Origin of the sequence: Streptomyces kronopolitis (assembly GCF_050953795.1) — a bacterium.
GTDB classification, from domain to species: Bacteria; Actinomycetota; Actinomycetes; order Streptomycetales; family Streptomycetaceae; genus Streptomyces; species Streptomyces kronopolitis_A.
Map to the genome: position 1 here is coordinate 2,595,073 of NZ_CP191850.1, position 25,655 is coordinate 2,620,727.

The window sequence follows — 25,655 nt, forward strand, 5'->3', positions numbered from 1 at the left end:
GCACCACCGTTCACCGCACGGCACCCGCAGCCGCCCCGGCGCAGCCACGACGCCGCGACCTCACGACGCCACCACGGAAGACCCCAAGGACGCCTCATGGACACCGCCTTCCTCGTCCCTCTCCGCACCACCGCCCGGCGCACGGTCCGCAGGATCGAGGACCGCACACCCGCGGACCGCGACCGGGCGATCGACGGTCTGCGCGCGCTGGCGCTGCTCGCCGTGCCGACCGGCCACTGGCTGCTGGGCGGCTTCACCCTGGACGCCGGGGGCGCCCTGCACAACGCCAGCCCGCTGAGCACCCTCGGCGCACTCGCGCCGGCCAGTTGGGTGCTCCAGATGCTCGGCATCTTCTTCCTGGTCGGCGGCCGGGCTTCGGTGCTCTCCTACCGGCGTGCCCTGGGGCGGGGCACCACCACCGGCGCCTGGCTGAGCGGCCGGCTCCTGCGGCTGGGCCGTCCGGTCGTCGGGGTGACCGCCGTATGGGCGGCGCTGGTGGTGCTCCTGTCCGGCCTGGGGGTGCCGGAGGCGACGCTGCGGACCGGGGCGACGCTGGTGATCCAGCCGCTGTGGTTCGTCGCGGTGTACGCGGGGACGACCGCGCTGACGCCGTACTGCGTGCGGGCGGCGCGGCGGATGGGCGGCTGGGCGGCGACACCGCTGGTGGGGGCGGTGGCCGTGGTCGACTTCTTGCGCTACGGGCCGCTCGCCGACGCCGTGCCGTCCTGGACGGGTCTGCTCAACCTCCTGCCCGGCTGGCTGTTCGCCTATCAGCTCGGGGTCTGCTGGGGTGAGCGGCGCCTCGGCCGGCGCGCCGCCCGGTGGCTGCTGCTCGGCGGCGCCGCGCTGTTCGCCGCGCTGCTGCTGTTCTTCGGCTACCCGGCGAGCATGGTGGGCGTCCCCGGGGTGGCCCGTACGAACTCCCACCCGCCGTCGCTGCTGGTCCTGGCGCTGGCCGCCGCCCAGTCGGGCGCCGCGGTGCTGCTGCGGGACCGGCTCGCCCGGCTGCTTCGCCGGCCCGCCCTGTGGGCGCCGGTGGTGATCGTGAACCTCTCCGCGATGACGATCCTGTGCTGGCACCAGACGGCGATGCTGGCGGCGGCGGTGCCCGCGTCGTTCCTGGGGCCGGTGCCCGGGCTGACCACGGCGCCCGACTCCGTCGGCTGGCTGCTCGTCCGGCTCGCCTGGCTGCCGGTCTTCGCCGCCGTACTGCTCCTGATCGCCCGCACCACCCGCCGCTTCGAGGCCCCCTGGACCGGTGTCACACGGGCCCGCCGGGCCGCGGCGGCCCTCCTGGCGGCCGGGTTCGCGGCCTTCGCGCTGGGGCTCGCCTGAGCCACCCGGCCGGGGCCGGAGTCCCGCTCCGGCCCCGGGGTCCGGCTACTCCCTGCCCGCCGAGGTGTGCGACATGTCCGCGTAGCGCGCCCCCGCGACCTTCCCGGCGATCGGCTCCAGCAGCGCCAGGTCCTCCCCGGTCAGCCGGATCGCGGTCGCCGCGGTGTTCTCCTCGACGCGGCTGCGCTTGCGGGTGCCGGGGATCGGCACGACGGCCAGGCCGCGCGCCGTGGCCTGATGCTGCACCCAGGCCAGGGCGATCTGGCCGGGCGTGGCACCGTGCGCCCGGGCGATGTCGCGGACCGGCTCCAGCAGCGCGGCGTTGGCGGCCGCGTTGTCGCCGGTGAAACGGGGCTGGGTGCGGCGGAAGTCGTCCGCGGTCAGCTCCTTGTCGGCGCTGACGAACGCGCCGGTGAGGAAGCCCCGGCCGAGCGGGGAGTAGGGGACGAGGGCGACGCCGAGTTCGGCGGCGGCCGGCACCACGCCCTGCTCGAGGTCCCGGCTGAACAGCGACCACTCGGACTGCAGCGCCGTGATCGGGTGCACGGCGTGTGCCGCGCGCAGCTCGGCGCCGGTCACCTCGCTGAGCCCCAGGTGCTTGACCTTGCCCGCGGTCACCAGCTCGGCCATCGCGCCGACCGACTCCTCGATCGGCACGTCGGGGTTTCGGCGGTGCATGTAGTACAGGTCGATCGTGTCCACGCCCAGGCGCCGCAGGCTGCCCTCGACGGCCTCGCGGATGTACGCCGGGTCGTTGCGGATGACCCGCTTCGCCGGGTCCTGCGGGTCGTGGGAGATCGCGAACTTGGTGGCGAGCACGACCTCGTCGCGGTGCGCCCGCAGGAACGGCGCGAGGAACTTCTCGTTCTCCCCCATCCCGTACATGTCGGCGGTGTCGTAGAGCGTGACGCCCAGCTCCAGCGCCCGCTCCAGGGTGGCGCGCGCCTCGTCGGAGTCCGTCGGGCCGTAGGCGAAGCTCATGCCCATGCAGCCCAGGCCCTGCGCCCCGACCCGGGGACCGCCGGTGCCCAGCTCGACCGTTTCGATCTTCTTGCCGCTCATAGGGACCTCAGCACCTCTCGGACGCCCGCCGGGCGTCGCCGTAAATGTCGATCTTGTAGTCGAGGACGTCCAGCGTTCCCTGCAGCTCGGCGATCCGCTGCCGTACGTCGTCGCGGTGCGCGGTCAGCAGCTGCTCCCGCTCGGCGAAGGTGCCCTCGCCCGCCCGCACCAGCTCGGCGTAGCGGACCATGTCCGCCACCGGCATCCCGGTCAGCCGCAGCTTGGCGACCAGGTCCAGCCAGTCCAGATCGCGGTTGCTGAAGCGGCGCTGCCCGGTGTGGGTGCGGTCCACGTGCGGCATCAGGCCGATCCGCTCGTACCAGCGCAGGGTGTGTGCGCTGAGGCCGGTGTGCTCCGCGACCTCGCTGATCGTGTAGCGGTCCCGGCCGGTGGGCCGTGGGTGCGGTGGCCGGGTGTGGCAGCCGCGCACCGTCGCCGGCCGCGGGCCGGCCGTGGTCGCACCGCTCGTGACCGGTTCGCTCTGCGTGACCGTCATGCCCCGTCTCCCCTGCTCGCCGGATGTCCCCCGGCGTTCTCGCCGGGTGCCTCTCGACGTCGTCAACGCTAGAGACTTCGAGTGCACTCCAGGCAAGCGCGATCTTGACCGGGATTTGGGACGGCACGGCCGGCCGGCGGGCGGACGGCGGCGCCTTGCGTGCACCACCTAGGCTCGTGGGCATGCAGAGCCTGCGGATGATCGAGAACTGGCCGGTGCCCACCGCTGCGGCCGCCGTCGTACGAGCCGACGGCTCGGTGGCCGGCGCCTACGGCCCCCTGGAGCAGCGCTTCCCGCTGGCGTCCGTGACCAAGCCACTGGCCGCGTACGCCGCGCTGGTGGCCGTCGAGGAGGGCGCGGTCGAGCTGGACGACGCGGCCGGGCCGCCGGGCTCGACGGTGCGTCATCTGCTCGCCCACACCTCGGGCCTGGCCTTCGACGAGCCGCGCAGCCAGTCCGAACCGGGCACCCGCAGGCTCTACTCCAACGCCGGTTTCGAGGCGCTGGGGGATCACATAGCCAAGGCGACCGACATCCCCTTCGCGCAGTATCTGCACGAGGCGGTGCTCGCGCCGCTCGGCATGTCCGCGACCGATCTGAGCGGCTCGCCCGCCAAGGACGCCGTCTCCACGGTCGCCGACCTGATCCATTTCGCCGCCGAGCTCCAGTCGCCGCGGCTGCTCGCGCCGGAGACGCTCGCGGCGGCGACCCAGGTGGCCTTCCCCGGGCTGACGGGTGTGCTGCCGGGCTTCGGACACCAAAAGCCCAACGACTGGGGGCTGGGCTTCGAGATCCGCGACGGCAAGTCGCCGCACTGGACGGGCGCCACGTCCTCCTCGCGCACGTTCGGGCACTTCGGGCAGTCCGGGACGTTCCTGTGGGTGGACCCCGAGGCCCGCGCGGCCTGTATCGCGCTGACCGACCGGGCCTTCGGGCCGTGGGCGGCGGAGGTCTGGCCGCAGCTGACCGACGCGGTGCTGGCCGAGCTGGCGCGGCCGGCCTGACCCGCCGGCGGGCGCGGGCCGACGGGCCCGCCGCGCCCTCACCCGCGCCCCGGCTCCGCCCCCATCTCCCACACCAGGCACTCCGCGCCCGCCAGCCCCTTCAGTTCCAGCCCCGCGCCGTCGGTGATCCGTGCCGCGTCCCCGGCTTCGAGGTCATGTGCGCCGAGCCGGACGGCGCCGCGCACCACATGCACATAGGCCCGTGCGGCGTCCGGGACGGCGGTGCGCTCCCCGTCGGCGAGGCGGCGCAGGTGCAGCAGCGCACCGGCCCGCGGCACCGCGTACGGGGTGCCGTCGGCGATGCCGCGCACCACCTCGTACGCGGGCTCGCCGCCGAATTCGAGCGGCGCCAGCCACATCTGGACGAAGCGCAGCGGCCCGGCGCCGTCGTTGCGCTCCACGTGCCGGACGCCGCCGGCCGCGCTGAGCCGCTGAAGATCCCCCGGGCGTACGGTGGTCTCGTGGCCGGCCGAGTCACGGTGGGTCAGCTCGCCCTCCACCACCCAGGTCACGATCTCCGTCTCGCGGTGCGGATGTTCGTCGAAGCCGGCGCCCGCCGCCAGCCGCTCCTCGTTACAGGCGATCAGCGCCCCGAAGCGCAGATTGTCCGGGTCGAAATGGGGGCCGAAGGAGAACGCGTGCCGTGACTCGATCCCTGCCTCCGGCTCGCCGCCGCGATAGCGCTCCCCGGCCCTGCGCACCTGAATCATGGGCCCACCGTAGCCCCGCCCCCGCACCTCCCCGCCCCGATAGTGCAGGCTTGTCCCGTGTCTGAACCCGCATCGCGCGACGCGCACCCGCACTCGGCGACCCTCCGGCGTCTGGAGAATTCGTCCGGCACGCTGGCGGCCGCCGCCATCGCCCGCATGGACGCCACCCTGCCGTGGTACCGCGCGATGCCCCCGGAGAACCGTTCCTGGATCGGGCTGGTGGCGCAGGCCGGCATCGCCGCGTTCACCGAATGGTTCCGGCATCCGGAGACCCCGCAGGCGATCAGTACCGACGTCTTCGGCACGGCGCCGCGCGAGCTGACCCGGGCGATCACCCTGCGGCAGACCGTGGAGATGGTCCGCACCACCATCGAGGTCATGGAGTCCGCGATCGACGAGGTCGCGGCGCCGGGCGACGAGTCCGTGCTGCGGGAGGCGCTGCTGGTCTACGCCCGGGAGATCGCCTTCGCCACCGCCCAGGTCTACGCCCAGGCCGCCGAGGCCCGCGGCGCCTGGGACGCCCGGCTGGAGTCGCTGGTGGTCAACGCGGTGCTGTCGGGCGAGGCCGACGAGGGCGCCGTCTCCCGTGCGGCGGCGCTGGGCTGGAACTCTCCCGAGCACGTGTGCGTGGTGCTGGGCACCGCCCCCGACGGGGACAGCGAACTGACCGTGGAGGCCATCCGGCGGGCCGCCCGGCACGCCAAGCTCCAGGTGCTGACCGGGGTGCTGGGCTCGCGTCTGGTGGTGATCGCGGGCGGCTCGGACAATCCGCTGAAGGCCGCGAAGGCGCTGATCGGCCCGTACGCGGCCGGTCCCGTGGTGGCCGGTCCGGTGGTCTCCGACCTGCTGGCCGCGACCCGCTCGGCCCAGGCCGCGGCGGCCGGGCTGCGGGCGTGTGCGGCCTGGCCGGACGCGCCGCGGCCGGCGCTCGCGGACGATCTGCTGCCGGAGCGCGCGATGGCCTCGGACCCGGTCGCGCGCGACCAGCTGGTGGAGGAGATCTACAGACCGCTGGAGGAAGCGGGCTCGGCGCTGCTGGAGACGCTGAGCGTCTACCTGGAGCAGGCGAGCAGTCTGGAAGGGGCGGCCCGGATGCTCTTCGTGCACCCCAACACCGTGCGGTATCGGCTTCGACGTGTGACCGACGTCACCGGCTGGTCACCCTCCGATGTCCGCTCGGCGTTCACCCTCCGTATCGCGCTGATCCTGGGGCGCCTGGCTGACGGTGAGGCGCAACCCTAGACTTTTGTCGGACACCAACAATTACCCCGATGGTTCTTCGTCCCTGTCCCCACGGGCGGGCGGAACCACCCACAAGAGAGAGTGTGAGGGTGCTCGTACTCGTCGCTCCCGGCCAAGGCGCTCAGACGCCCGGCTTCCTGACTCCCTGGCTCGACCTCCCCGGTGTCGAGGACCGGCTCCGCGCCTGGTCGGACGCCATCGACCTGGACCTGGTCCACTACGGCACGAAGGCCGACGAGGAGGAGATCCGCGACACCGCGGTGGCACAGCCGCTGCTGGTGGCGTCCGCCCTCCTCTCCGCCCGGCAGCTCTTCGCGACGACCGACGCGGTCGCCGCGCAGGTCGGCGCGGTCGCCGGCCACAGCGTCGGTGAACTCGCCGCCGCGGCGCTGGCCGGCACCCTGGCCGACGAGACCGCGATGGCGCTGGTGCGCCGGCGCGGCCAGGCGATGGCCGAGGCCGCCGCCGTCACCGAGACCGGCATGGCCGCGCTCCTCGGCGGCGACGAGGCCGTCGTCCTCCCGCATCTGGAGCAGCTGGGCCTGACCGCGGCCAACGTGAACGGCGCGGGCCAGATCGTGGCCGCGGGCACCGCCGAGCAGATCGCCGCCCTGGTCGAGAACAAGCCGGAGGGCACTCGCCGGGTCGTACCGCTGAAGGTGGCCGGCGCGTTCCATACTCACCACATGGCACCTGCCGTCTCGGCCCTGGAATCCGCGACCGCCCAGCTGGCGGTCGCCGATCCGCACACCCGTTACGTCTCCAACAAGGACGGGCAGCCGGTCTCCTCCGGCCAGGAGCTGGTGCGGCGGCTGGTGGGCCAGGTGGCCAACCCCGTGCGCTGGGACCTGTGCATGGAGACCTTCAAGGAGCTCGGCGTGACCGCGATCGTCGAAGCGGCTCCCGGTGGCACCCTCACCGGCCTGGCCAAGCGCGCACTGCCCGGCGTGCGGACGCTCGCCCTCAAGACGCCCGACGACCTCGACGCGGCACGCACGCTGATCGCCGACACGACGTCAGCCGCAGCCGCGGCGGGCTCCGCACCGGCCGAATAGGAGTCCGAAGCGCATGACCTCGAAGATCAAGCCTTCTCAGGGCTCCCCGTACGCACGGATCATGGGCGTGGGCGGCTACCGCCCGACCCGCGTCGTGCCCAACGAGGAGATCCTCAAGCACATCGAGTCGTCCGACGAGTGGATCCGCTCGCGGTCCGGGATCGCGACCCGCCACTGGGCGGGTCCCGAGGAGACCGTCGCGACCATGTCGGTCGAGGCGTCCGGCAAGGCGATCGCCGACGCCGGCATCACGCCCGGGCAGATCGGCGCCGTGATCGTCTCCACGGTCTCGCACTTCAAGCAGACCCCGGCGATCGCGACCGAGATCGCGCACCGCATCGGCGCCGGCAAGCCGGCCGCGTTCGACATCTCGGCGGGCTGTGCCGGCTTCGGCTACGGACTGACCCTGGCCAAGGGCCTGGTGACCGAGGGCTCGGCGGAGTACGTCCTGGTCATCGGCGTGGAGCGGCTCTCGGACCTGACCGACCTGGAGGACCGCGCGACGGCCTTCCTGTTCGGTGACGGCGCCGGCGCGGTGATCGTCGGCCCCGCCAAGGAGCCGGCCATCGGCCCGACGGTCTGGGGTTCGGAGGGCGACAAGGCCGAGACCATCAAGCAGACCCTCGGCTGGGACGTCTACCGCTCCACCCCGGTGCCCGGCGGCGACGCCCCCGAGGGCCGCCCGGCCCCGGAGGAGATCCGCTACCCCGCCATCACCCAGGAGGGCCAGTCGGTCTTCCGGTGGGCGGTGTTCGAGATGGCGAAGGTCGCCCAGCAGGCGCTGGACGTGGCCGGCGTCAGCCCGGACGACCTGGACGTCTTCATTCCGCACCAGGCAAACATGCGGATCATCGACTCGATGGTGAAGACTCTGAAGCTGCCGGAGAGCGTGACGGTCGCCCGCGACGTGGAGACCACCGGCAACACCTCGGCCGCCTCCATCCCGCTCGCCATGGAGCGGCTGTTGGCGACCGGACAGGCCAAGAGCGGCGACACCGCGCTGGTCATCGGCTTCGGGGCGGGTCTCGTCTACGCCGCGACGGTCGTTACCCTCCCCTAGGCAAGATCTGCGCAACGCCGGATGTCCTCGGATGTACCGGCCGTCGCAAGGATCTTCACCGCAAGTAACCCAGTTTCCTCACAAAATGACCGAAGGAGCGCCATCATGGCCGCCACTCAGGAAGAGATCGTCGCCGGTCTCGCCGAGATCGTGAACGAGATCGCCGGGATCCCCACCGAGGACGTCCAGGTGGACAAGTCCTTCACCGACGACCTGGACGTCGACTCGCTGTCCATGGTCGAGGTCGTCGTCGCCGCTGAAGAGCGCTTCGACGTGAAGATCCCGGACGACGACGTCAAGAACCTCAAGACGGTCGGCGACGCGACCGACTACATCCTCAAGCACCAGAGCTGATCCAGCTCCCGCGCATGTCGCCACCCCGCGGTGGCGCCGTCGATTCAGACCCCTCTACCCGTGGAGTAAGAATTCCCGTGAACGCGACCAATCGCACCGTGGTCGTCACCGGTATCGGCGCAACCACACCGCTGGGTGGCGACAGCGCTTCGACCTGGGAGGCCATGCTCGCCGGACAGTCCGGCGTCAGCAGCCTCGACCAGGACTGGGCGGCCGACCTTCCCGTGCAGATCGCCGCACAGGCGGCCGTGGACCCGTCGGAGGTCCTCCCCCGGGCGCAGGCCCGCAAGCTGGACCGCTCGGCGCAGTTCGCGCTGATCGCGGCCCGCGAGGCCTGGGCGGACGCCGGTTTCACCGCCAAGGCCGGCGAGGACACCTCGGTGGATCCCGACCGGCTCGGCACCGTCATCGCCTCCGGCATCGGTGGCGTGACCACCCTGCTCGGCCAGTACGACGTGCTCAAGGAGAAGGGCGTCCGCCGCGTCTCCCCGCACACCGTGCCGATGCTGATGCCCAACGGCCCCTCCGCCAACGTCGGCCTGGACGTGAACGCCCGCGCCGGTGTGCACACCCCGGTCAGCGCCTGTGCGTCCGGCTCCGAGGCCATCGGCTACGCCATCGAGATGATCCGTACGGGCCGTGCCGACATCGTCGTCGCGGGCGGTACGGAGGCGGCCATCCACCCGCTGCCGATCGTGGCCTTCGGCAACATGATGGCGATGTCGAAGTCCAACGACGACCCGCAGGGCGCCTCCCGGCCCTTCGACACCGCACGCAACGGCTTCGTCATGGGCGAGGGCGCCGGCGTCATCGTCCTGGAGTCGGCCGAGCACGCCGCCAAGCGCGGCGCCCGGGTCTACGCCGAGGCGGTCGGCCAGGGCATCTCCGCCGACAGCCACGACATCGTGCAGCCCGAGCCGTCCGGCAACGGCATCGCGCACGCGCTGCAAAACCTCCTCCAGGCCACCGACCTCGACCCGGCGGAGGTCGTGCACGTCAACGCGCACGCCACCTCCACACCGCAGGGCGACCTGGCCGAACTGAAGGCGCTGCGCAAGGTCTTCGGTGACGACGTCGACCACATGGCGGTCTCCGCCACGAAGTCGATGACCGGCCACCTCCTGGGCGGCGCGGGCGGCATCGAGACGGTTGCCTCGATCCTGGCGCTGTACCACCGGGTGGCGCCGCCGACGATCAACCTCGACGAGCTCGACCCGGAGGTCGACGGGGACATCGTCCGCGGCGAGCCCCGCAAGCTGCCGGCCGAGGGCCGGATCGCGGCCCTGAACGACTCGTTCGGCTTCGGCGGCCACAACGTGGTCCTGGCGTTCCGCTCCGTCTGAGGAACCCTCAGCACCCGCAGGGGGCCCGCCCGGTGAGATCTCACCGGGCGGGCCCCCTGCCGTTTCAGGCGTCGAAGCCGGCGTAGTACGCGGCCGACGCGTCCTTCTCGCCGTGGCCCTGTCCCTCGGCGCGGCGGAAGCGCTCGGCGGCCGCGGCCAGCAGATCGACATGGACGCCGGCGTCCCGGGCGGCTTCGGTGATGAGCCGGGCGTCCTTGCGGGCGGCGGAGACGGTGAAGCTCGCGGGGTAGTTCTCGGACAGGATCAACTCGGATTTCAGCCGGAGGTAGGGCAGATCGAGCGCCCCGCCGGCGACCGCGGCGAGGAAGTCCCGCGGGTCCACCCCGAGCCCTTTGGCGAGCGCCAGAGACTCACCCGTACCGCTGATGACCGTGAGCACCCAGGTGTTGACGACGAGCTTGAGACGGCTCGCCGCGCCGTCGGCGGCGTCCTCGCCGACCCACCGGGTCTGGCTCCCGACGATGCCGAAGACCCGCTCGGCGCGCTCGCGCACCTCGCGCGGTCCGGCCGCCAGGACCGTCAACTCCCCCTTCTCCGCAGGATCCTTGGTGCCCAGCACGGGTGCGTCCACGAACCGCAGTCCGTGTTCCGCGGCGAATGCGGCGAGCGGGGCGAGCCCGTCGGCTCCCACCGTGCCCATCTGGAGCCACAGCGCACCGGACGACAGGGCGGGCGCGGCCTGCCGCAGCGCGTCGAGGGCCGCGGGCCCGTCGAGCAGCATCGTGAGGACCACGTCGGCGCCGTCCACGGCCTCGGCGGGGGTGTCGGTGACGCGGATCCCGTCGGCGGCCAGCGGCTCGGCCCGGGCGCGGGTGCGGTTCCAGGCGCGGACGTCCAGACCGGCCCGGGTGAGGTTGCGGGCCATCGCGGCGCCCATGATTCCGGTGCCGAGCACCGCCACGGAACGGATGTCGGAAGCGTTGTTGTCAGCCATACCGGCACGCTAGGAGGTGAAGTGCACTCGAAGGCAAAGGCCGGCGCGTGTCGGGCGACACCGGCGGCGTGCCGGGCGGAGCGGGCCCGCGCGACGGGCCCGGCGACACGCCCTAGACGACCTGGTGCAGCCAGCGGACCGGGGCGCCCTCGCCCGCGTACCGGAACGGCTCCAGTTCGTCGTCCCAGGGCTTGCCGAGGAGCTTGTCGACCTCGGCGGCCAGCTCGGTCTCGCCGCGCGCGGAGCGGGCGACCGCGGCGCGCAGCCGGTCCTCGGGGATCAGGATGTCACCGTGGATGCCCGTGACGGCGTGGAAGATGCCCAGGTCGGGGGTGGAGCTGTAGCGCTCGCCCTCGGCGCCGGCGCAGGGCTCGGCGGTCACCTCGAAGCGCAGCAGATGCCAGCCGCGCAGCGCGGAGGCCAGCTTGGAGGCCGTACCGGCCTCGCCCTGCCACGAGAACTCGGCTCTCCAGGTGCCCGGGGACGCCGGCTGGCGGATCCAGTCGAGATTGACGCGCACGCCGAGGACGCCCGCCACGGCCCATTCAACGTGCGGGCACAGCGCGCGCGGAGCGGAGTGGACGTACAGAACTCCACGTGTCGTCACCGGGACCTCCAGTGCGGTTCGAGGTTCGCCTTCCCCAGCGGCCTCGTGCCCGTTCCGGTTGCGGCCGGGACAGTTGTCATTCTGCCCCAGTGGTCACTTCGGCACCAGCGTGCTGGTGACCTACAGTAAACACCATTAGGCGGAATTTGCCGCAAATGGGACAGGAAATGACGTGATGTAATTTGTCTGTGCCGACTGCACTTGCCACGTTGGGTCACCGCCCGGCAGGCACGGGGCAAAGCTACCGCGCGGCGCCGGTCGGGTGGTGACGTACCGTCGGTACCCGAAGAGATATCACTCGCACGCCGGAGGGGACAGGGGATGACGCAGATCAATCGACCCTTGCGCCCCCGCCGTCACTCCCGTTGCCTGTTCCCCTCACGTACCGTCGCCGCGGTCTCCGCGCTCCTGCTCGCCCTCACCGGCTGTAGCTCCGGCGCGTCGGGCAAGCGGCACGGCGAGGCCGCACCCGTCTGGCGCACCGACCCCGGCTCGATCGCGGCCCTCGGCGACTCCATCACCGCCGGCTTCGACGCCTGTACGGTGCTCGCCGACTGCCCCCGCGTCTCCTGGGCCACCGGCACCGACCCCGCGGTCGACAGCCTCGCCCGCCGGCTGGTCGACAAGCCCGCCACCCACAGCTGGAACTTCGCCCGGACCGGCGCGCTGATGAGCGATCTGCCCGCGCAGGTCGCCTCGGCCGTCCGCCGCAAGCCCGAGCTGGTCACGGTCCTGATCGGCGCCAATGACGCCTGCCGCAACGACGTGTCGGCGATGACGCCCGAGACCCGCTTCCGGGACGACTTCGCACGCTCGATGCGGCAGCTGCGGCGGACCCTGCCGCACACCCAGGTGTATGTCGCGGCGGTGCCTGACCTGCTGCGGCTGTGGTCCGAGGGGCGCAAGAACCCGCTCGGCAAGCAGGTGTGGAAGCTGGGCCTGTGCGGGTCGATGCTGCGCGATCCGGACGATCTGACGAAGGCGGCGCAGGAGCGGCGGGCCGGCGTGCAGAAGCGCGTGAAGGCGTACAACTCCGCGATGGCGCAGGTCTGCGGCAAGGATCCGCTGTGCCGGTTCGACCCGTCGGTCTTCGACTACCGCTTCACGGGGCGGCAGTTGAGCACCTGGGACTGGTTCCACCCCGGCGCCCGCGGCCAGAAGGAGCTGGCGGCACTGGCGTACCGGGTGATCACCCGTCCGGGGCGGTAGCGCCCGCGCACCGGCTCCGGGCGCTCCCGGGCGGTCGGCGGCGGACAGCCGGCGGGCATAGGCTCACGGGCATGACGACGCAGGTCAGCAGGGAACCGTTCGGCGCGCTGGAGGACGGCACACCCGTCGAGCGCTGGACCCTGGAGTCGGACCCGGGCGGACTGCGGGTACGCGTCCTGACGTACGGCGGGATCATCCAGAGCGTCCAGGCCCCGGACAGGGACGGGACGCGGGCACAACTGGCCCTGGGATTCGGGGACCTGGCCGGGTACCTCGCGCACGGCGGATCGCACTTCGGTGCGCTGGTCGGGCGGTATGCGAACCGGATCGCCGGGGCGTCCTTCCCGCTCGACGGCAGGACGCACCGGCTGACGGCGAACGACGGGCGGCACAGCCTGCACGGCGGGCCGGGCAACTTCTCCCGGGTGGTGTGGGGCGCCCGGCCGGTCGACGGCGGCGTGGAGCTGCACCGGGTCAGTCCGGACGGCGAGGAGGGCTTTCCCGGCGCCCTGGACGTGCGGGTGACCTACACCCTGACCCCGGACGGTGCGCTGCACCTCGTCGCGCGGGCCCGGACCGACGCGCCGACCGTCGTCAACCTGACCAATCACACCTACCTCCATCTGGGCGGTGACGGCAGCGGCCCGGCGACCGGCCATGAGCTGCGGCTGGCGGCGTCCCGGTACACGCCCGTCGACGGCACCGGCATCCCGCTGCCCGGCGGGCCCGCCGACGTGGCCGGCACCCGTTTCGACTTCCGGGCGGCGCGGGCGGTGAGCGGCGGCTACGACCACAACTTCGTGCTCGACGGCGGGGCCGTGGCGGCGCCGCGCACGGTCGCCGAGCTGTCCGACCCGCGGTCGGGCCGGGTGCTGGAGCTGGCCACCACCGAGCCCGGCCTGCAGCTCTACACCGCCGACCACCTCGACGGATCCCTGACCGGCAGCTCGGGCGTCCCCTACGGGCCCCGGGCCGGAATCGCCCTGGAAACCCAGCACTTCCCGGACTCCCCCAACCGTCCGGACTTCCCCGGTACCGTGCTGCGGCCGGGCGCGTCCTACCGGACGCACACCGTGTACCGCTTCTCGGCGCGTACGCCGGCCGGGGGAGCACCCTAGGGCGAAGGTCATCCTGTGCGGCGACGCGCGGTGACGGCGGGGACGGCACGATGAGCGGTGTGACCGGCTCTCCGGTCCGCTCCGCATCCGCCGACTGCCCCGGGAGATCCGACACCATGGCCCGCCTCCGTGCTCCTCATCTGCTTCTGTCCGGCGCGGCGTTGGGCGTGCTGGTGGTGGCGGGCTGCTCGCTGCCGGACTACGGTCCGATGAAGACGGCGCAGCGCACGTACTCCGTGGCGGGCACGGTCGGCGCACTGTCGGCGATCACCCACGGCGGGGACATCGAGATCGTGCCGGTCGACGGCCGCGGCCCGGTCCGGGTGACGGAGAAGTACCGCTACAACGACCGCAAGCCGAGCCCCGCCCACACGGTCAAGGACGGCCGGCTGACGCTGAAGGCCGCGGAGTGCGGCATGGGGCGCCGCTGCGAGGTCGACTACCGGGTGCTGCTGCCGCGCGCCGCCTCGGTCGATCTGCGCACCAGCGGCGGGGACATCACCCTGCGGGGCACCCGGGGCGCGATCGCCGCGGAGACCAGCGGCGGCGATGTCGAGGTCACGGACTGCGCGGCGCGCTCCGTGCGGGCGAAGACCAGCGGCGGCAACGTGGACCTCACGCTGGCCGCCGCGCCCGACGAGGTGGCGGGCCGCACCAGCGGCGGCAATGTCACCATCCGCCTCCCGAAGGGTTCGTACGCGGTCGACGCCTCGACCAGCGGCGGACACCGCAAGGTCGCCGTGCCGGTGGACGGGCGCTCCGCGCACAAGGTGACGGCGCGCACGAGCGGCGGTGATGTGTCGGTGGTGACCTCATGAGGGACCGGCGGGGGCGCGCCCGGTGGGCGGCGCCCCCGCTCCCGGGCCGGTCAGCCGACGGTGACCTCCGCCGTCAGCCGGCGGTCCTCGACGCTCCGCGCGGCCTCGACGTGGTAGACGCCCTTGACCCGGCGCCAGCCGTCGGCCGCCCCGCTCCGCCGCGCTGCGTCCGCGCCCGCCGCCGGGCCATCGGAAGCGGAGTCCCAGACCGCGAAGGCCCGGTCCGGCAGCGGGATCTCGGCCTCCGCGCTCTCCCCCGGGCCGGCCTCGACGACGGCGAAGCCGGCCAGCCAGCGCTCCGGGCGCTCGGGCGCGTCCGGGTCGGCGTCCGCGGTCGGCGCCAGATAGATCTGGACGACCTCACGGCCGGGCCGGTCGCCGGCGTTGCGGACGCGTACCCGCACCGAGTCGGGGGTGGTGTCCAGCGACTCGTACTCCCAGTCGGTGTAGCCCAGACCGTGGCCGAAGGGGTAGGCGGGGGCTACGGCGGACCGCTGCCAGGCGCGGTAGCCGATGAACACTCCCTCGGAGTAGTGAAGTTGACCGTCGTCCGGGGTGACGGTGGTGACCGGGGCGTCGGCCAGGCGGGCCGGCCAGGTGGTGGGGAGCCGTCCGCCCGGCTCGTGGTCGCCGAGCAGGACATCGGCCAGCGCCGCGCCGGCCTCCTGGCCGGGGAACCAGCTCAGCAGCACGGCCGGGACCTGTTCGCGCCACGGCAGCTCCACGGGCGCGCCGGCGTTGACGACCACGACGGTGTGCGGGTTGGCGGCGGCGACCCGGGTGACCAGCTCGTCCTGGCGGCCGGGCAGGCGCAGGTCAGCGCGGTCGAAGCCCTCGGACTCGACCTCTTCGGTGGTGGCGACGACCACGATCGCGACATCGGCCTCCCCGGCGGCGCGGACCGCCGCCGCGATCCGGGCCTCCGCGTCGGGTCGCGGCGGGTGGTGGCCGAGGGCGAAGCGCAGCCCGTCCAGGCCGTCGCCCAGGTCCGCGCCCTCCGGCACGAACCGCAGGGTGATCCCGACGGGTGCGTCCGCCGTCAGCTCCGCGGTCACCCGCCGTTCGGCGGGGCGCATGAACGCCTCGAAGGGGTCGCCGCTCTCCGGCGCGCACCGGTCGTCGAAGAGCACCGAACCGCCGACGGTCAGCCGCAGTTGACCGGTGCCGGAGACGGCGAAGGTGTGGCTGCCACCGCTCTGCGGGAGGTAGCTGCCGGTCAGCTCGACGGCGTGCAGCTCGTGCCCGGTGACGCCGCGCGGGAAGCGGCCCAGCACCTGCACCTCGCCGTCGGACTGCGCGGTCTCGGCGAGGAGTTGGCCGTTCGCGTCGAGGTAGCGGGCGGACAGGGTGAAGCCGTCGCGGGCGCAGGGCACCCGGGTGCGCGCCTCGGCGCCGGCGGTGTAGCTGACCTCGACGCCTTCGGGCAGCGCGGCGCGCAGCCCCTCCAGCGGGGAGATCACCGCCTCGGGGAAGACGGTCGCGGAGCCGCCGCCGAGCACCCGGGCGTCCTGCGCGGCCGCCCCGATGACCGCGACCCTGCGAAGCGCCGCGCCGTCCAGCGGCAGCGCCCGCCGCGCCCCGGCCACGGGCTCGTTGCGCAGCAGCACACAGCCGCGCCGGGCGAGTTCGCGGGCCACCGCCCGCCCGTCGATGCCCCCGGGGACCGCGGACGGGTCCACCGCGGGCGGCACCCCGTCGAGACACCCGGTGCGGGCCGCGAGCAGCAGCACCCGGCGCACCGCGTCGTCCACCTCGGACTCCGTCACCTCACCCGTACGGACGACCTCCGCCAGAGGCGCGCCGTAGACGGTCCGGGGTCCGGGCATCGCCACATCCAGGCCGCCACGCAGCGCGCGCACGGTGTCGCGGGCGGCCGTCCAGTCGGAGACGTTGCAGCCGTCGAAACCCCATTCGCCGCGCAGCACGCCCTGGACCAGCGCGCGGTGCTCGGTCATGGTCGTGCCGTTGACCTGGTTGTAGGCGGTCATGACGGCCCAGGGGCGGGCGTTTTCGACGAGGTGCTCGAAGGGCGCGAGATACAGCTCGCGCAGCGGGCGCGCCGCGATGCGGTTGTCGACGGTGAACCGGTCGGTCTCGGCGTCGTTGCCGACGAAGTGCTTGACCGTCGCGCCGACGCCGCCCTCCTGCACCCCGCGGACATATCCGGCGCCGATCGCGCCGGTGAGCAGCGGGTCTTCCGCATAGCACTCGAAGTGGCGGCCGCCCAGCGGGGAGCGGTGCAGATTGACGGTGGGTGCCAGGAGGACGTGCACGCACTTGCGGCGGGCCTCCTGCGCGAGGAGGTGGCCGGCCCGGCGGGCGAGTGCGGGGTCCCAGGTGGCGGCCAGTGCCGTGGGGCCGGGCAGCGCCACGGAGGGGTCGGCGGTGCTCCACTCGCGGCCCCGGACCCCGACCGGGCCGTCCGACATCACCAGCGACCGCAGCCCGATCGCCGGCACGGCCGGCAGGGTCCACATGTCCTGGCCGGACAGCAGCCGGACCTTGGTGTCGAGATCGAGCGCGGCGAGCGCCCGCTCCACCGCCGCGGCGTGCTCCTGGGCGCGGCCGTCGGCAGGCGGGCCGGCGTCGGCGGTGGCACCGGCGGGCCCGTGGGTCTGGTCATCGGTCATGCGGTTCTCCGGTGTTCCCTGAGTGGTCGTACGGCCCCCTTTCCGGATTCTGACCCGCTCACCAGGCACGCGGTAGGGACCGTTACTTTTCCGATACATCAGCCGTACGGGATCTCCACGCGAGGGATACCCTCGGCCGGTGACTGCACGAGATCAGGACGGACCCCGCGAGGGCGGAGGGGGCGCACCCCGGGCCGGTGGCGGCGGCCGGGAGGCCCGGCGCCTGGAGCGGCGCGAGGCCATCCTGGAGTCCGCGATGGAGCTGATCGCGGAACGCGGCTACCGCCGCACCACCCTCGCCGCCGTCGCCGAGCGGGCCGGACTGACCCAGCAGGGGCTGCTGCACCACTTCCCCACGAAGGAACTGCTGCTGGTCGGTGTGCTGGAGGCGCGCGACCGCTGGGACCTGGCCTCGGCCGCAGCGGCGTCCGGCAGCCGCACCGGCACCCTCGCCGCGCTCGTCGACTACAACGCCACCCGCCCCGGCATCGTGCGGACCTACACGGTGCTGTCCGCCGACAGCGTCACCGAGGACCACCCCGCCCGCGCCTTCTTCGAGTCCCGCTTCCGCTCCGTCCGCGCCTCGCTGGCCGAGGTGCTGCGGGCGGAGTGCGGCGACACCCTGCCCGGCGGCCTGACACCCGAGCGGGCGGCGCCGCTGATGGTCGCCGTACTGGACGGACTCCAGCTCCAATGGCTGCTGGATCCCCAGGAGGTGGACATGCCGGCGGCCTTCCGGGACTTCCTCGCGCTGCTGGGGCGGGGGGAGGAGGAGTCCGGCGGGCCGGGCGACGGGCCCGGGGGCGAACCGGCGGACGGCGGGCCCGGGGGCGAGCGGGCCGACGGGGCGGGCGGCGGGTTCTCGTCGGGCTGAGGGCGGAGCCGGGCCGACGGGCCGGAAGGCGGAGGGCTCACCGCCTCCCTCTCCGTAGTGGTGTCGCGTCCCGGGCCTCTACCGCCCCGCCCCGCGCACCGCTTTACTCACCCCCATGAGACGCATACGCACCAGGATGGGCGCGCTCGGTGTCGCGCTGCTGGCCGCCGTCCCGCTGTCACTGGCCGCACCGGCCCATGCGGCCACCGCGCCGGACAGCACCGTCGAGGAGGGCAGGCTTACGCAGGCCGCCCCGCAGGAGATCCTCCGGCGCAGCGGATTCGACACCTGGGCTGGGGAGTTCGCGGCCGGGCTGGCACGGGTGACGACGTACCCCGAGGCCCTGCGCTACACCGGGGACGAGGGGCGGGCGCTGTGGCGGCGGGCCGTGGACCGGGCCCAGGGGCGCGGCCCGGACGGCGGCGATCTGAGCCGGGACGACGACCGGCCGCTGTACTGGGCACGGCTGAGCATGACCCGTCAACTGCGGACGTGGCAGGCGGACTTCCCTCTGAACGGGGCGCGGCGCGCCGCGCTCCTCGACGCGCTGGAGCGGGGCTCGCGCGGACAGGACTCGATCGATCTGCCGGCCGGAACGCACGTGCGGCGGATCGTGGTGACCGGATTCGACCCCTTCCAGCTGGACGACGACGCACGCCGGAGCAACCCGTCGGGTGCGGCGGCGCTCGCCCTGGACGGGGCCACCGTACGGACCGCGTCGGGTGAACCGGCCCGGATCGAGACCGCCGTCTTCCCGGTGCGCTGGGCGGACTTCGCGCAGGGCACGGTGGAGCGCACCCTGCTGCCGCACTTCCGCGGCGGGCCGCGGCAGACCGACCTGTTCACCACCATCAGCCAGGGGCGCCCCGGGCGGTTCGACGTCGAGCGGACCAACGGGGCCTGGCGGGGCGGATATCCGGACAACGCGCGGGCCTCGCGCACCGAAACCGTGCCGATTCCGGCGGGGGTCCCCACGGTGCGGCCGCAGCCGCAGTGGACGGTCACCAGCCTGCCGTACGCACGGATCGTGGCCGCCGGGACCGGCCCGTATCCGGTGGTGGACCACACCGCCGTCACGGAGATACCGGCGGGCGCCACCACGCCGGTGGACCGGCCGGACGGGCCGACCGCGGGCTCCACGGCGCGTGCGGGCGGGGGCGGGTACTATCTGTCCAACGAGATCGCCTACCGGGCGACGCTGCTGCGGGACGCGGTGCGGCCGGCGCTGCCGGGCGGGCATCTGCACACCCCGGTCCTGGAGTTCGGCCCCGGCAACACCGATCCGTCCGGCCCGGTCACCGACCCGGTCTTCGTCCGCAACCGGGTCGCGATCACCGCGCAGGTGCGGGAGATCCTGACGGTGGCGGCGTCGGAGGGTGCACGCGGGTAGGGCCGGCGGGGCGGGCGAGTGGACCGGTCGGCCGCGGGGAGGCCCGCTGTGCGGCGGAGGCCGGCCGCCTGCCGGGGCCGGTTCTCCACAGGGGGCCAACTGCCCACCCGGGCGCGGCTGTCCACAGCGGGCCGGTTGTCCACAGCGGGCCGGTTGTCCACAGGCTCGCCCGCCCCGCGTCGACTCCGGGCATCATGGGCGAATGATCATTGCTGCCGCGCAATTCGCCCCCGTGCCGGGCGACATCGACGCCAATGCCGCACGGATGGCCGCGCTCGTCGGCGAGGCCGCCGACCGGGGCGCCGGCCTGGTGACGTTCTCCGAACTCGCCCTGACGCACTACGACCTGCGTCTGATAGCCGCCGACCCGGTGGGGATGACGGTGACCGAGGACGATGCGCGGCTGGCGCCCGTGCGCGAGGCCTGCCGGGCGGCCGGGGTCGCGGCGGTGGTGAACGCGGCGGGGCGGGCCCGCGAGGGCGCGGCCGGGCCGGCCATCTCCTCGTTCGTCCTGGGTCCGGACGGTGGACTGCTCACACGCTACGACAAGCGCCATCTGTCCGCGGAGGAGCGGAAAGTCTTCACACCGGGCGCCGCGGACGGCCGCTTCTTCCTCGGCGGGATCCGCTTCGCGCTCGCCACCTGCCTGGACAGCAGCTTCCCCGAGGTGCCGGCGCGGGCCGCGGCGGACGGCTGCGGGGTCTATCTCGCCAGCTCCTTCCACGACGCCCCCGAGCGCCTGGAGCGGTACGCGGAGCTGGCGCGGGACAGCGGGCTTCAGGTCCTGTTGGCCAACGGCACCGGCCTCGGCAGCTGCGGCCCGGGGTGCGGCCTCAGCAGTGGCTGGCTGCCGAGCGGCGAGCGGGTGGCGGCGGCCTCCGAGTGGCGCGGGCCGGTGGCGGGGACCGCGGGCGACGGTGCGGAGCTGGTGCTGAGCGACGCCCGCGACCACGTCACGCTGATGGCGGACCCGGCGGTCGCCGCGATACCCGTCAAGGAGTGCGGTGAGCCGCTGGTGGACCTCCGGACGGCGGCGCCCGCGCTGTGGTTGGCCGACGACCGACACGACGCGCAGGGGCACTTCGCGCATCTGCGCCAGGAGGTGGTGCAACGGCTGCTGGCGGCCGAGAAGTTGCTGCCGGACGGGCTGCGGCTGCGGATCGTCGAGGGCTACCGTCCCCCGGCACTGCAGCGCCGCTACTTCGAGGAGTACGCCGACGAGCTGCGGGCCACCTTCCCCGACCGGGATCCGCAGCGCCGCCACCAGGACGCCAGCCGCTATGTCTCCCCGCCCGGGATAGCCCCGCACAGCGCGGGCGGGGCGGTGGATCTGACCCTGGTCACCGCGGACGGCGCGGAGGTCGACATGGGGACACCGATCAACGCCTCCCCCGAGGAGAGCGACGGCGCCTGCTACACGGGCGCGCCGGATCTGACGCCCGCCGCCCGCGCCCACCGCCGGGTGCTGCGCGCCGCGCTGACCGCGGCGGGCCTGGTCAACTACCCGACGGAGTGGTGGCACTGGTCCTACGGCGACCGCTACTGGGCACTGGCGACCGGCGCGGACCACGCGCGGTACGGCCCGAAGGAGCCGGCCGCGCGGTGAGGCCGGTCCTGGCCGGCCGGCGCCCCGCGGGCAGCGGCCCCGCTCCGCGCCTGCGCCGGCCATGCGTCGCTCCGGCGCCGGCCCGCGCCGTCCCGGTGTCCGTGCTCGCCGCCCCGCTGTCAGCCCTGTGCCGGCTCCTCGGGCGCCGTGGCCGTCAGCTCCGCCAGGGTCGGGTAGGAGGGCTGGGCGCCCGGCTTGGTGACCGCGGCGGCACCGACCCGTACGGCGAAGCGCGCCGCCTCGGGCAGGGCGTCGCCGCGCGCCAGGCGGGTGGCGAGGGCGCCGGTGAAGGCGTCACCGGCGCCGGTGGTGTCCACCGCCTTGACCCGCACGCCCGGGATGTCCTCGCTGCCCGAGGCGTCCAGGACCAGCGCGCCGTCGCCGCCGAGGGTGACCACGACGGAGCGGGCGCCCTGTTCGCGCAGCGCCCGCGCCCACTCGGCGGGGCTGCCGTCGGCGCGCCCGGACAGCTGCCGCGCCTCGTGCTCGTTGACCACCAACGGGTCGGCCACCGCCAGGAGTTCGGGGGCCAGGGCCGCTTCGGGGGCCGGGGAGGGGTTGAGGACGACGCGGGTGCCGGCCCGCTCGGCGGCCGCGGCGGCGGCCCGTACCGACTCCATGGGGATCTCCAGCTGGAGGGAGACCACCGAGGCGGCGGCGATGGTGTCCTGCGCGGCGGCCACGTCCTGCGGGGAGAGGGCGGCGTTGGCGCCTGGCGAGACCACGATGCTGTTGTCGCCGTCCGGGTCGACGATGATCATCGCGGTGCCGCTGCGGGCCGCGTCGTCCACGATGACCGGGCCGACATCGGTGCCCGCCGCGCGCTGCGCGGACAGCAGCATCTCGCCGAAGGCATCGCCGCCGACCCGCGCCAGCAGTGCGGTGCGCCCGCCGATCCGGGCCGCGGCGGCCGCCTGGTTGGCGCCCTTCCCGCCGGCCGACTCGACCAGGTCCGTGCCGCTCACGGTCTCGCCCGCACCGGGCCGCCGGTCGACCCGCACCGTCAGATCCGCGTTGGCCGAACCGACCACCAGGACGTCATACATGCACCGCTCTCCCACTTCTCTCCGCTCTCCCACGTCTCCGCGCTCTCCCACTTCCTGTGCACTTCCCCGGTTCTGCTCCGCCGCCGTGACCCGCCGCCGGGCCGGGGGCTCAGCCGCCGAACCGCGCGGCGTTCTTGCCCGTCACCAGCACCACCGGCACCCGGACCGACTGCGGCAGCTTCTCACCGCGGGCCGCCTTGAGCGCCCAGTCCACGGCCTGTTTGCCGAGGAGTTCGGGCTGCTGGGCGACGGTCGCGGTCAGCGTGCCCTTGCCGACCGCCTTGACGCCGTCCGGGGTGCCGTCGAACGCCACCACCTTCACGTCCTTGCCGGAGCGGCCGCCCAGCGCCTTGGACGCGCCGAGCGCCATCTCGTCGTTGGCGGCGAACACCCCGTCGATGTCGTGGTGCGCCTGCAGCATGTTGGACATCACGTCCATGCCCTTGGTGCGGTCGAAGTCCGCCGGCTGACGGGCCACGACCTGGATGCCGCGGTACTTCTTGATGCCTTCCTCGAAGCCCTGGCTGCGCTCCCGGGCGGCGGACGTACCGGCCTGGCCCTCCAGGAAGGCCACCTTGCCCTTGCCGCCGAGCGAGTCGGCCAGCGTCTTCGCGGCCAGCCGGCCGCCCGCGACGTTGTCGGAGGCGATGGTCGAGCCGACCGTGCCGCCGTTGACGCCGCGGTCGATCGAGATCACCGGCACCTTCGCGCGGTTGGCGACGCCGACGGCCGGGACGGCGGCGTCGGAGTCGACCGGGTTGATGATGGCCGCCTTGACGTTCTGGCTGGTGAACGTCTCCATCTGGTTGATCTGCTGGGTGGGGTCGTTCTGGGCGTCGGTGATGTTGATGTGCAGACCACGGGCGTCCGCCTCGGCCTGTGCGCCCTTCTTGATGCCGACGAAGAACGGGTTGTTCATCGTGGACAGCGCGAGCCCCAGGTCGGTGTTGCCGCCACGGTCGCAGCCGGTCAGCGCCAGGGCCGTGGTCGCGGCCAGCGCCGCCACCAGCGCCACCGTCCTCCGCGCCGGCTTCCGCGATCCCCTCCGGGCCCCGGCCGGCGAGGTTCCGGACACCGTGCGGGATGTCGTCCGCGCCGTCATCGCGCGCTCCGGCGGCGCAGCGTGTCCAGGAGCACCGCGAGCGCGATGACCAGTCCGGTCGCCACCTGCTGCCAGAACGCCGAGACGCTCAGCAGATTGAGGCCGTTGCGCAGGACGGCGAGGATCAGGGCGCCGATGAGGGTGCCGGAGGCCTTGCCGGAGCCGCCGGAGAGGCTGGCCCCGCCGATGACGACCGCGGCGATGGCGTCCAGCTCGTAGCCGGTGGCGGCCTGCGGCTGGGCGGAGGTGAGCCGGGCCGCGAGCACGATGCCGGCGACCGCGGCGAACAGGCCGGACAGCGCGTAGATCACGAGCTTGCGGCGCTTGACGTGGATGCCGGAGAGCCGGGCCGCCTCCTCGTTGCCGCCGATCGCGAACATCGCGCGGCCGGAATACGTACGGGCCAGGATCAGCGCGGCGATCAGCCCCATCGCGATCATGACGAGGACCGGTACCGGCAGCCAGCCGCCGAGGGTGTCACCGAGCGCGCCGACCGAGCCGGGGAAGGCGATCGGCGAACCGCCGGAGATGACCAGGGCCAGGCCCCGCCCGACCGAGAGCATCGCCAACGTGGCGATGAAGGCGGGCAGTTTGCCGTAGGCGACCAGCGCACCGGAGATCAGACCGGAGCCCGCGCCGACCGCCAGACCCAGCAGCACCGCCAGCCACACCGGCAGGCCCTCACCGGTCGCCGCCCAGGCCACCACCGTGGCGGAGAGCGCGGCGACCGAGCCGACCGACAGATCGATGCCCGCCGAGACGATCACGAAGGTGACGCCGAAGGCGAGGATCGCGGTGACGGACGCCTGGACGCCGACATTGAGCAGGTTCTGGCCGTTGAGGAAGTCCCTGGACAGCACGGCCATCACCACGACCAGGGCGATCAGACCGCCCAGCGGGCCGTTTTTGAGGACCGCCCGGCTCAGCCACGGCGCCGGCCCGTCGTGGCCCGGTGCCCGTCCCACCGCCTCGGCGGCGGCTCCTGTCTTCACCTCAGTGGACATCGGAGCCCTCCATCGCGCTCTCGTCGTGCTGCTTCGTGCTCTTGGGGTCGGGGGCGGGCACCTGGAGCGCCAGCTCCATCACCGCGTCCTGGGTGGCCGCTTCGGCCGGCAGCTCACCGGCGAGCCGGCCCTGCGACATCACCAGCACCCGGTCGCTCATTCCGAGCACCTCGGGCAGATCGCTGGAGATCATCAGCACCGCCCGGCCGGACGCCGTCAGTTCGTTGATGAGCTGGTAGATCTCGACCTTGGCGCCGACGTCGATGCCGCGGGTCGGCTCGTCGAGGATCAGCAGCCGGGTGTCCGTCAGCAGCCATTTGCCGATGACGATCTTCTGCTGGTTGCCGCCGGACAGGGTGCGGGCGCTCTGCCCCAGACCGCTCATCCGGACCTTCAACTGCGCGGCCACGGAGGCCGCTTCGCGCCGCTGGGTGCCCCGGTCGACCAGCCCGCCGCGGGTGTCGCGGTCGAGCCGGGCGAGGGTGAGGTTGTCCTGCAGGGACGCGTCGAGGACCAGGCCCTGGCCCTTGCGGTCCTCCGGTACGAGGCCCAGCCCGGCGCGCATCGCGGCGCGTACATCGCCGCGGGCCAGCTCCTTGCCGTCGATCTCGACCGTGCCGGCGTCATAGCGGTCCACCCCGAAGATGGCCCGCACGACCTCGGTACGGCCCGCGCCGACCAGCCCGGCCAGGCCCACGACCTCACCGGCCCGCACCTCGAAGTCGATGCCCTCGAAGACCGGTCCGGCCGCGGAGCCGCGCCGGGTCAGCCCGCGGACCCGCAGCACCGGCGCGCCGGGCGCGTCCGGGCGCTGCCGCGGGTACTGCTCGGCGATGTCGCGGCCCACCATGAGCCGGATCAGCTCGTCCTCGTCGGTGGCGGCCGGCACCTCCCGCACCGAGCGGCCGTCGCGCAGGACGGTGACCCGGTCGCCGAGGACGCCGATCTCGTCGAGGTGGTGGGTGATGAAGATGATGCCGACACCGCCGTCACGCAGCTCACGGACGATCTCGAAGAGGGTCTCGACCTCCTCGGAGGTCAGCACCGCGGTCGGCTCGTCCATGATCAGGACGCGGGCGTCCAGGCTGAGCGCCTTGGCTATCTCCACCATCTGGAGGCGGGCGATGCCCAGTTCGCCGACCGGGGTGTCCGGGGACACCTCCAGCCGCACGCGGCGCAGCAGTGCGGCGGCGCGCGTCCGCATCGCCTTCTTGTCGACCAGCCCGAGCCGGTTGCGCGGCTGCCGGCCCAGGAAGATGTTCTCGGCGACCGTCAGCCCCGGGACGAGGTTGAACTCCTGGTAGATGGTGGCGATGCCGAGCCGTTCGGCGTCCTGCGCGGAGCGGATGTGCACCTCGTGCAGGCCCTCGTGCGTGCCGTCCTGGCCGCCGTCCGCGAGGAGTCGGCCCCCGTCGGGGCGGTGGGCGCCGGAGAGCATCTTGATCAGGGTGCTCTTGCCCGCACCGTTCTCGCCGAGCAGGACGTGCACCTCACCGGCGTGCAGGGTCAGATCCACGCCGTCCAGCGCGCGCACGCCCGGGAACGACTTCGTCACCCCCTCCACACGCAGCAGTGGGCGGCCGCCCGGTACGTCGTCCTTGACGCCGGTCATGCGCTGCACCTCTCTTCTTCGGG

Annotated in this window: 21 protein-coding genes and 1 pseudogene; 13 read left to right on the forward strand and 9 right to left on the reverse strand. The window is 73.6% G+C overall.

Features of this window, described 5'->3' with window-relative positions:
* Positions 1-96: 96 nt before the first annotated feature.
* Entirely contained in the window at positions 97-1,335 is a 1,239-nt protein-coding gene (locus ACQP17_RS11320) for an acyltransferase family protein (protein ID WP_433856157.1), read from the forward strand.
* A 45-nt stretch (positions 1,336-1,380) separates the two neighbouring features.
* Here ACQP17_RS11320 and ACQP17_RS11325 read toward each other — a convergent pair whose 3' ends face one another.
* Positions 1,381-2,397 (reverse strand): aldo/keto reductase, encoded by a 1,017-nt coding sequence (locus ACQP17_RS11325; RefSeq protein WP_433856158.1) that lies wholly within the window; start codon positions 2,395-2,397, stop codon positions 1,381-1,383.
* 7 nt (positions 2,398-2,404) lie between these two features.
* A complete protein-coding gene (locus ACQP17_RS11330; RefSeq protein ID WP_433856159.1) occupies positions 2,405-2,893 on the reverse strand; it encodes a MerR family transcriptional regulator in 489 nt (162 codons plus the stop codon).
* 182 nt (positions 2,894-3,075) lie between these two features.
* Here ACQP17_RS11330 and ACQP17_RS11335 point away from each other — a divergent pair, with 182 nt between their 5' ends.
* On the forward strand, positions 3,076-3,897 hold the full coding sequence (locus tag ACQP17_RS11335; protein ID WP_433856160.1) for a serine hydrolase domain-containing protein: 822 nt from the start codon (positions 3,076-3,078) through the stop codon (positions 3,895-3,897).
* A 38-nt stretch (positions 3,898-3,935) separates the two neighbouring features.
* Here the strand turns inward: ACQP17_RS11335 and ACQP17_RS11340 are convergent, their stop codons facing one another.
* Complete coding sequence (locus ACQP17_RS11340; protein ID WP_433856161.1) at positions 3,936-4,607, reverse strand: pirin family protein; 672 nt, start codon at positions 4,605-4,607, stop codon at positions 3,936-3,938.
* Positions 4,608-4,664: 57 nt separating this feature from the next.
* On the opposite strand from ACQP17_RS11340, the gene ACQP17_RS11345 reads away from it, so the two are divergent.
* The 5 genes from ACQP17_RS11345 (at position 4,665) to ACQP17_RS11365 (ending at position 9,661) form a co-directional block, all read left to right on the forward strand.
* Positions 4,665-5,849 carry a PucR family transcriptional regulator gene (locus tag ACQP17_RS11345; RefSeq protein WP_433856162.1) on the forward strand — a complete coding sequence of 395 codons (1,185 nt, stop codon included), beginning with the start codon at positions 4,665-4,667 and terminating at the stop codon, positions 5,847-5,849.
* Between the two features lie 89 nt (positions 5,850-5,938).
* Positions 5,939-6,904 carry an ACP S-malonyltransferase gene (locus tag ACQP17_RS11350; protein ID WP_433856163.1) on the forward strand — a complete coding sequence of 322 codons (966 nt, stop codon included), beginning with the start codon at positions 5,939-5,941 and terminating at the stop codon, positions 6,902-6,904.
* Positions 6,905-6,917: 13 nt separating this feature from the next.
* A complete protein-coding gene (locus tag ACQP17_RS11355; protein ID WP_433856164.1) occupies positions 6,918-7,964 on the forward strand; it encodes a ketoacyl-ACP synthase III in 1,047 nt (348 codons plus the stop codon).
* A gap of 105 nt (positions 7,965-8,069) precedes the next feature.
* A complete protein-coding gene (locus ACQP17_RS11360; protein ID WP_006605825.1) occupies positions 8,070-8,318 on the forward strand; it encodes an acyl carrier protein in 249 nt (82 codons plus the stop codon).
* A 77-nt stretch (positions 8,319-8,395) separates the two neighbouring features.
* On the forward strand, positions 8,396-9,661 hold the full coding sequence (locus tag ACQP17_RS11365) for a beta-ketoacyl-[acyl-carrier-protein] synthase family protein (RefSeq protein WP_364880962.1): 1,266 nt from the start codon (positions 8,396-8,398) through the stop codon (positions 9,659-9,661).
* 64 nt (positions 9,662-9,725) lie between these two features.
* On the opposite strand, the gene ACQP17_RS11370 is transcribed toward ACQP17_RS11365, so the two are convergent.
* A complete protein-coding gene (locus ACQP17_RS11370) occupies positions 9,726-10,616 on the reverse strand; it encodes an NAD(P)-dependent oxidoreductase (RefSeq protein ID WP_433856165.1) in 891 nt (296 codons plus the stop codon).
* A gap of 112 nt (positions 10,617-10,728) precedes the next feature.
* Positions 10,729-11,223, reverse strand: coding sequence for a DUF3145 domain-containing protein (locus ACQP17_RS11375; RefSeq protein WP_364880965.1), 495 nt, complete (start codon positions 11,221-11,223; stop codon positions 10,729-10,731).
* Between the two features lie 321 nt (positions 11,224-11,544).
* Between ACQP17_RS11375 and ACQP17_RS11380 the strand changes: the two genes are divergently transcribed.
* The 3 genes from ACQP17_RS11380 to ACQP17_RS11390 all read left to right on the forward strand — a co-directional run bounded on the left by ACQP17_RS11380 (position 11,545) and on the right by ACQP17_RS11390 (position 14,368).
* A complete protein-coding gene (locus ACQP17_RS11380; RefSeq protein ID WP_433856166.1) occupies positions 11,545-12,432 on the forward strand; it encodes a GDSL-type esterase/lipase family protein in 888 nt (295 codons plus the stop codon).
* 71 nt (positions 12,433-12,503) lie between these two features.
* The gene (locus ACQP17_RS11385; protein WP_433856167.1) at positions 12,504-13,550 is read left to right on the forward strand and encodes an aldose epimerase family protein; all 1,047 of its coding nucleotides are present in this window, start codon (positions 12,504-12,506) and stop codon (positions 13,548-13,550) included.
* A gap of 116 nt (positions 13,551-13,666) precedes the next feature.
* Complete coding sequence (locus tag ACQP17_RS11390) at positions 13,667-14,368, forward strand: DUF4097 family beta strand repeat-containing protein (protein ID WP_433856168.1); 702 nt, start codon at positions 13,667-13,669, stop codon at positions 14,366-14,368.
* Positions 14,369-14,418: 50 nt separating this feature from the next.
* Here the strand turns inward: ACQP17_RS11390 and ACQP17_RS11395 are convergent, their stop codons facing one another.
* On the reverse strand, positions 14,419-16,998 hold the full coding sequence (locus ACQP17_RS11395; protein ID WP_433856169.1) for a beta-glucosidase family protein: 2,580 nt from the start codon (positions 16,996-16,998) through the stop codon (positions 14,419-14,421).
* Between the two features lie 139 nt (positions 16,999-17,137).
* Here ACQP17_RS11395 and ACQP17_RS11400 point away from each other — a divergent pair, with 139 nt between their 5' ends.
* From ACQP17_RS11400 to ACQP17_RS11410, 3 genes are all read left to right on the forward strand, one after another.
* The gene (locus tag ACQP17_RS11400; protein ID WP_433856170.1) at positions 17,138-17,872 is read left to right on the forward strand and encodes a TetR/AcrR family transcriptional regulator; all 735 of its coding nucleotides are present in this window, start codon (positions 17,138-17,140) and stop codon (positions 17,870-17,872) included.
* Positions 17,873-17,987: 115 nt separating this feature from the next.
* Positions 17,988-19,262, forward strand: a complete 1,275-nt coding sequence (locus tag ACQP17_RS11405) for a pyroglutamyl peptidase (protein ID WP_433856171.1) — start codon at positions 17,988-17,990, stop codon at positions 19,260-19,262.
* Positions 19,263-19,464: 202 nt separating this feature from the next.
* On the forward strand, positions 19,465-20,868 hold the full coding sequence (locus ACQP17_RS11410) for a nitrilase-related carbon-nitrogen hydrolase (protein ID WP_433856172.1): 1,404 nt from the start codon (positions 19,465-19,467) through the stop codon (positions 20,866-20,868).
* 119 nt (positions 20,869-20,987) lie between these two features.
* On the opposite strand, the gene ACQP17_RS11415 is transcribed toward ACQP17_RS11410, so the two are convergent.
* From ACQP17_RS11415 to ACQP17_RS11425, 3 genes and pseudogenes are all read right to left on the reverse strand, one after another.
* Complete coding sequence (locus ACQP17_RS11415; RefSeq protein WP_433856173.1) at positions 20,988-21,914, reverse strand: ribokinase; 927 nt, start codon at positions 21,912-21,914, stop codon at positions 20,988-20,990.
* A 109-nt stretch (positions 21,915-22,023) separates the two neighbouring features.
* Positions 22,024-24,020: pseudogene (locus tag ACQP17_RS11420) on the reverse strand (ABC transporter permease/substrate-binding protein).
* Entirely contained in the window at positions 24,010-25,632 is a 1,623-nt protein-coding gene (locus tag ACQP17_RS11425) for a sugar ABC transporter ATP-binding protein (RefSeq protein ID WP_433856174.1), read from the reverse strand. Before ACQP17_RS11425 ends, ACQP17_RS11420 begins: the two are co-directional and overlap by 11 nt.
* Between the last annotated feature and the right edge of the window lie 23 nt (positions 25,633-25,655).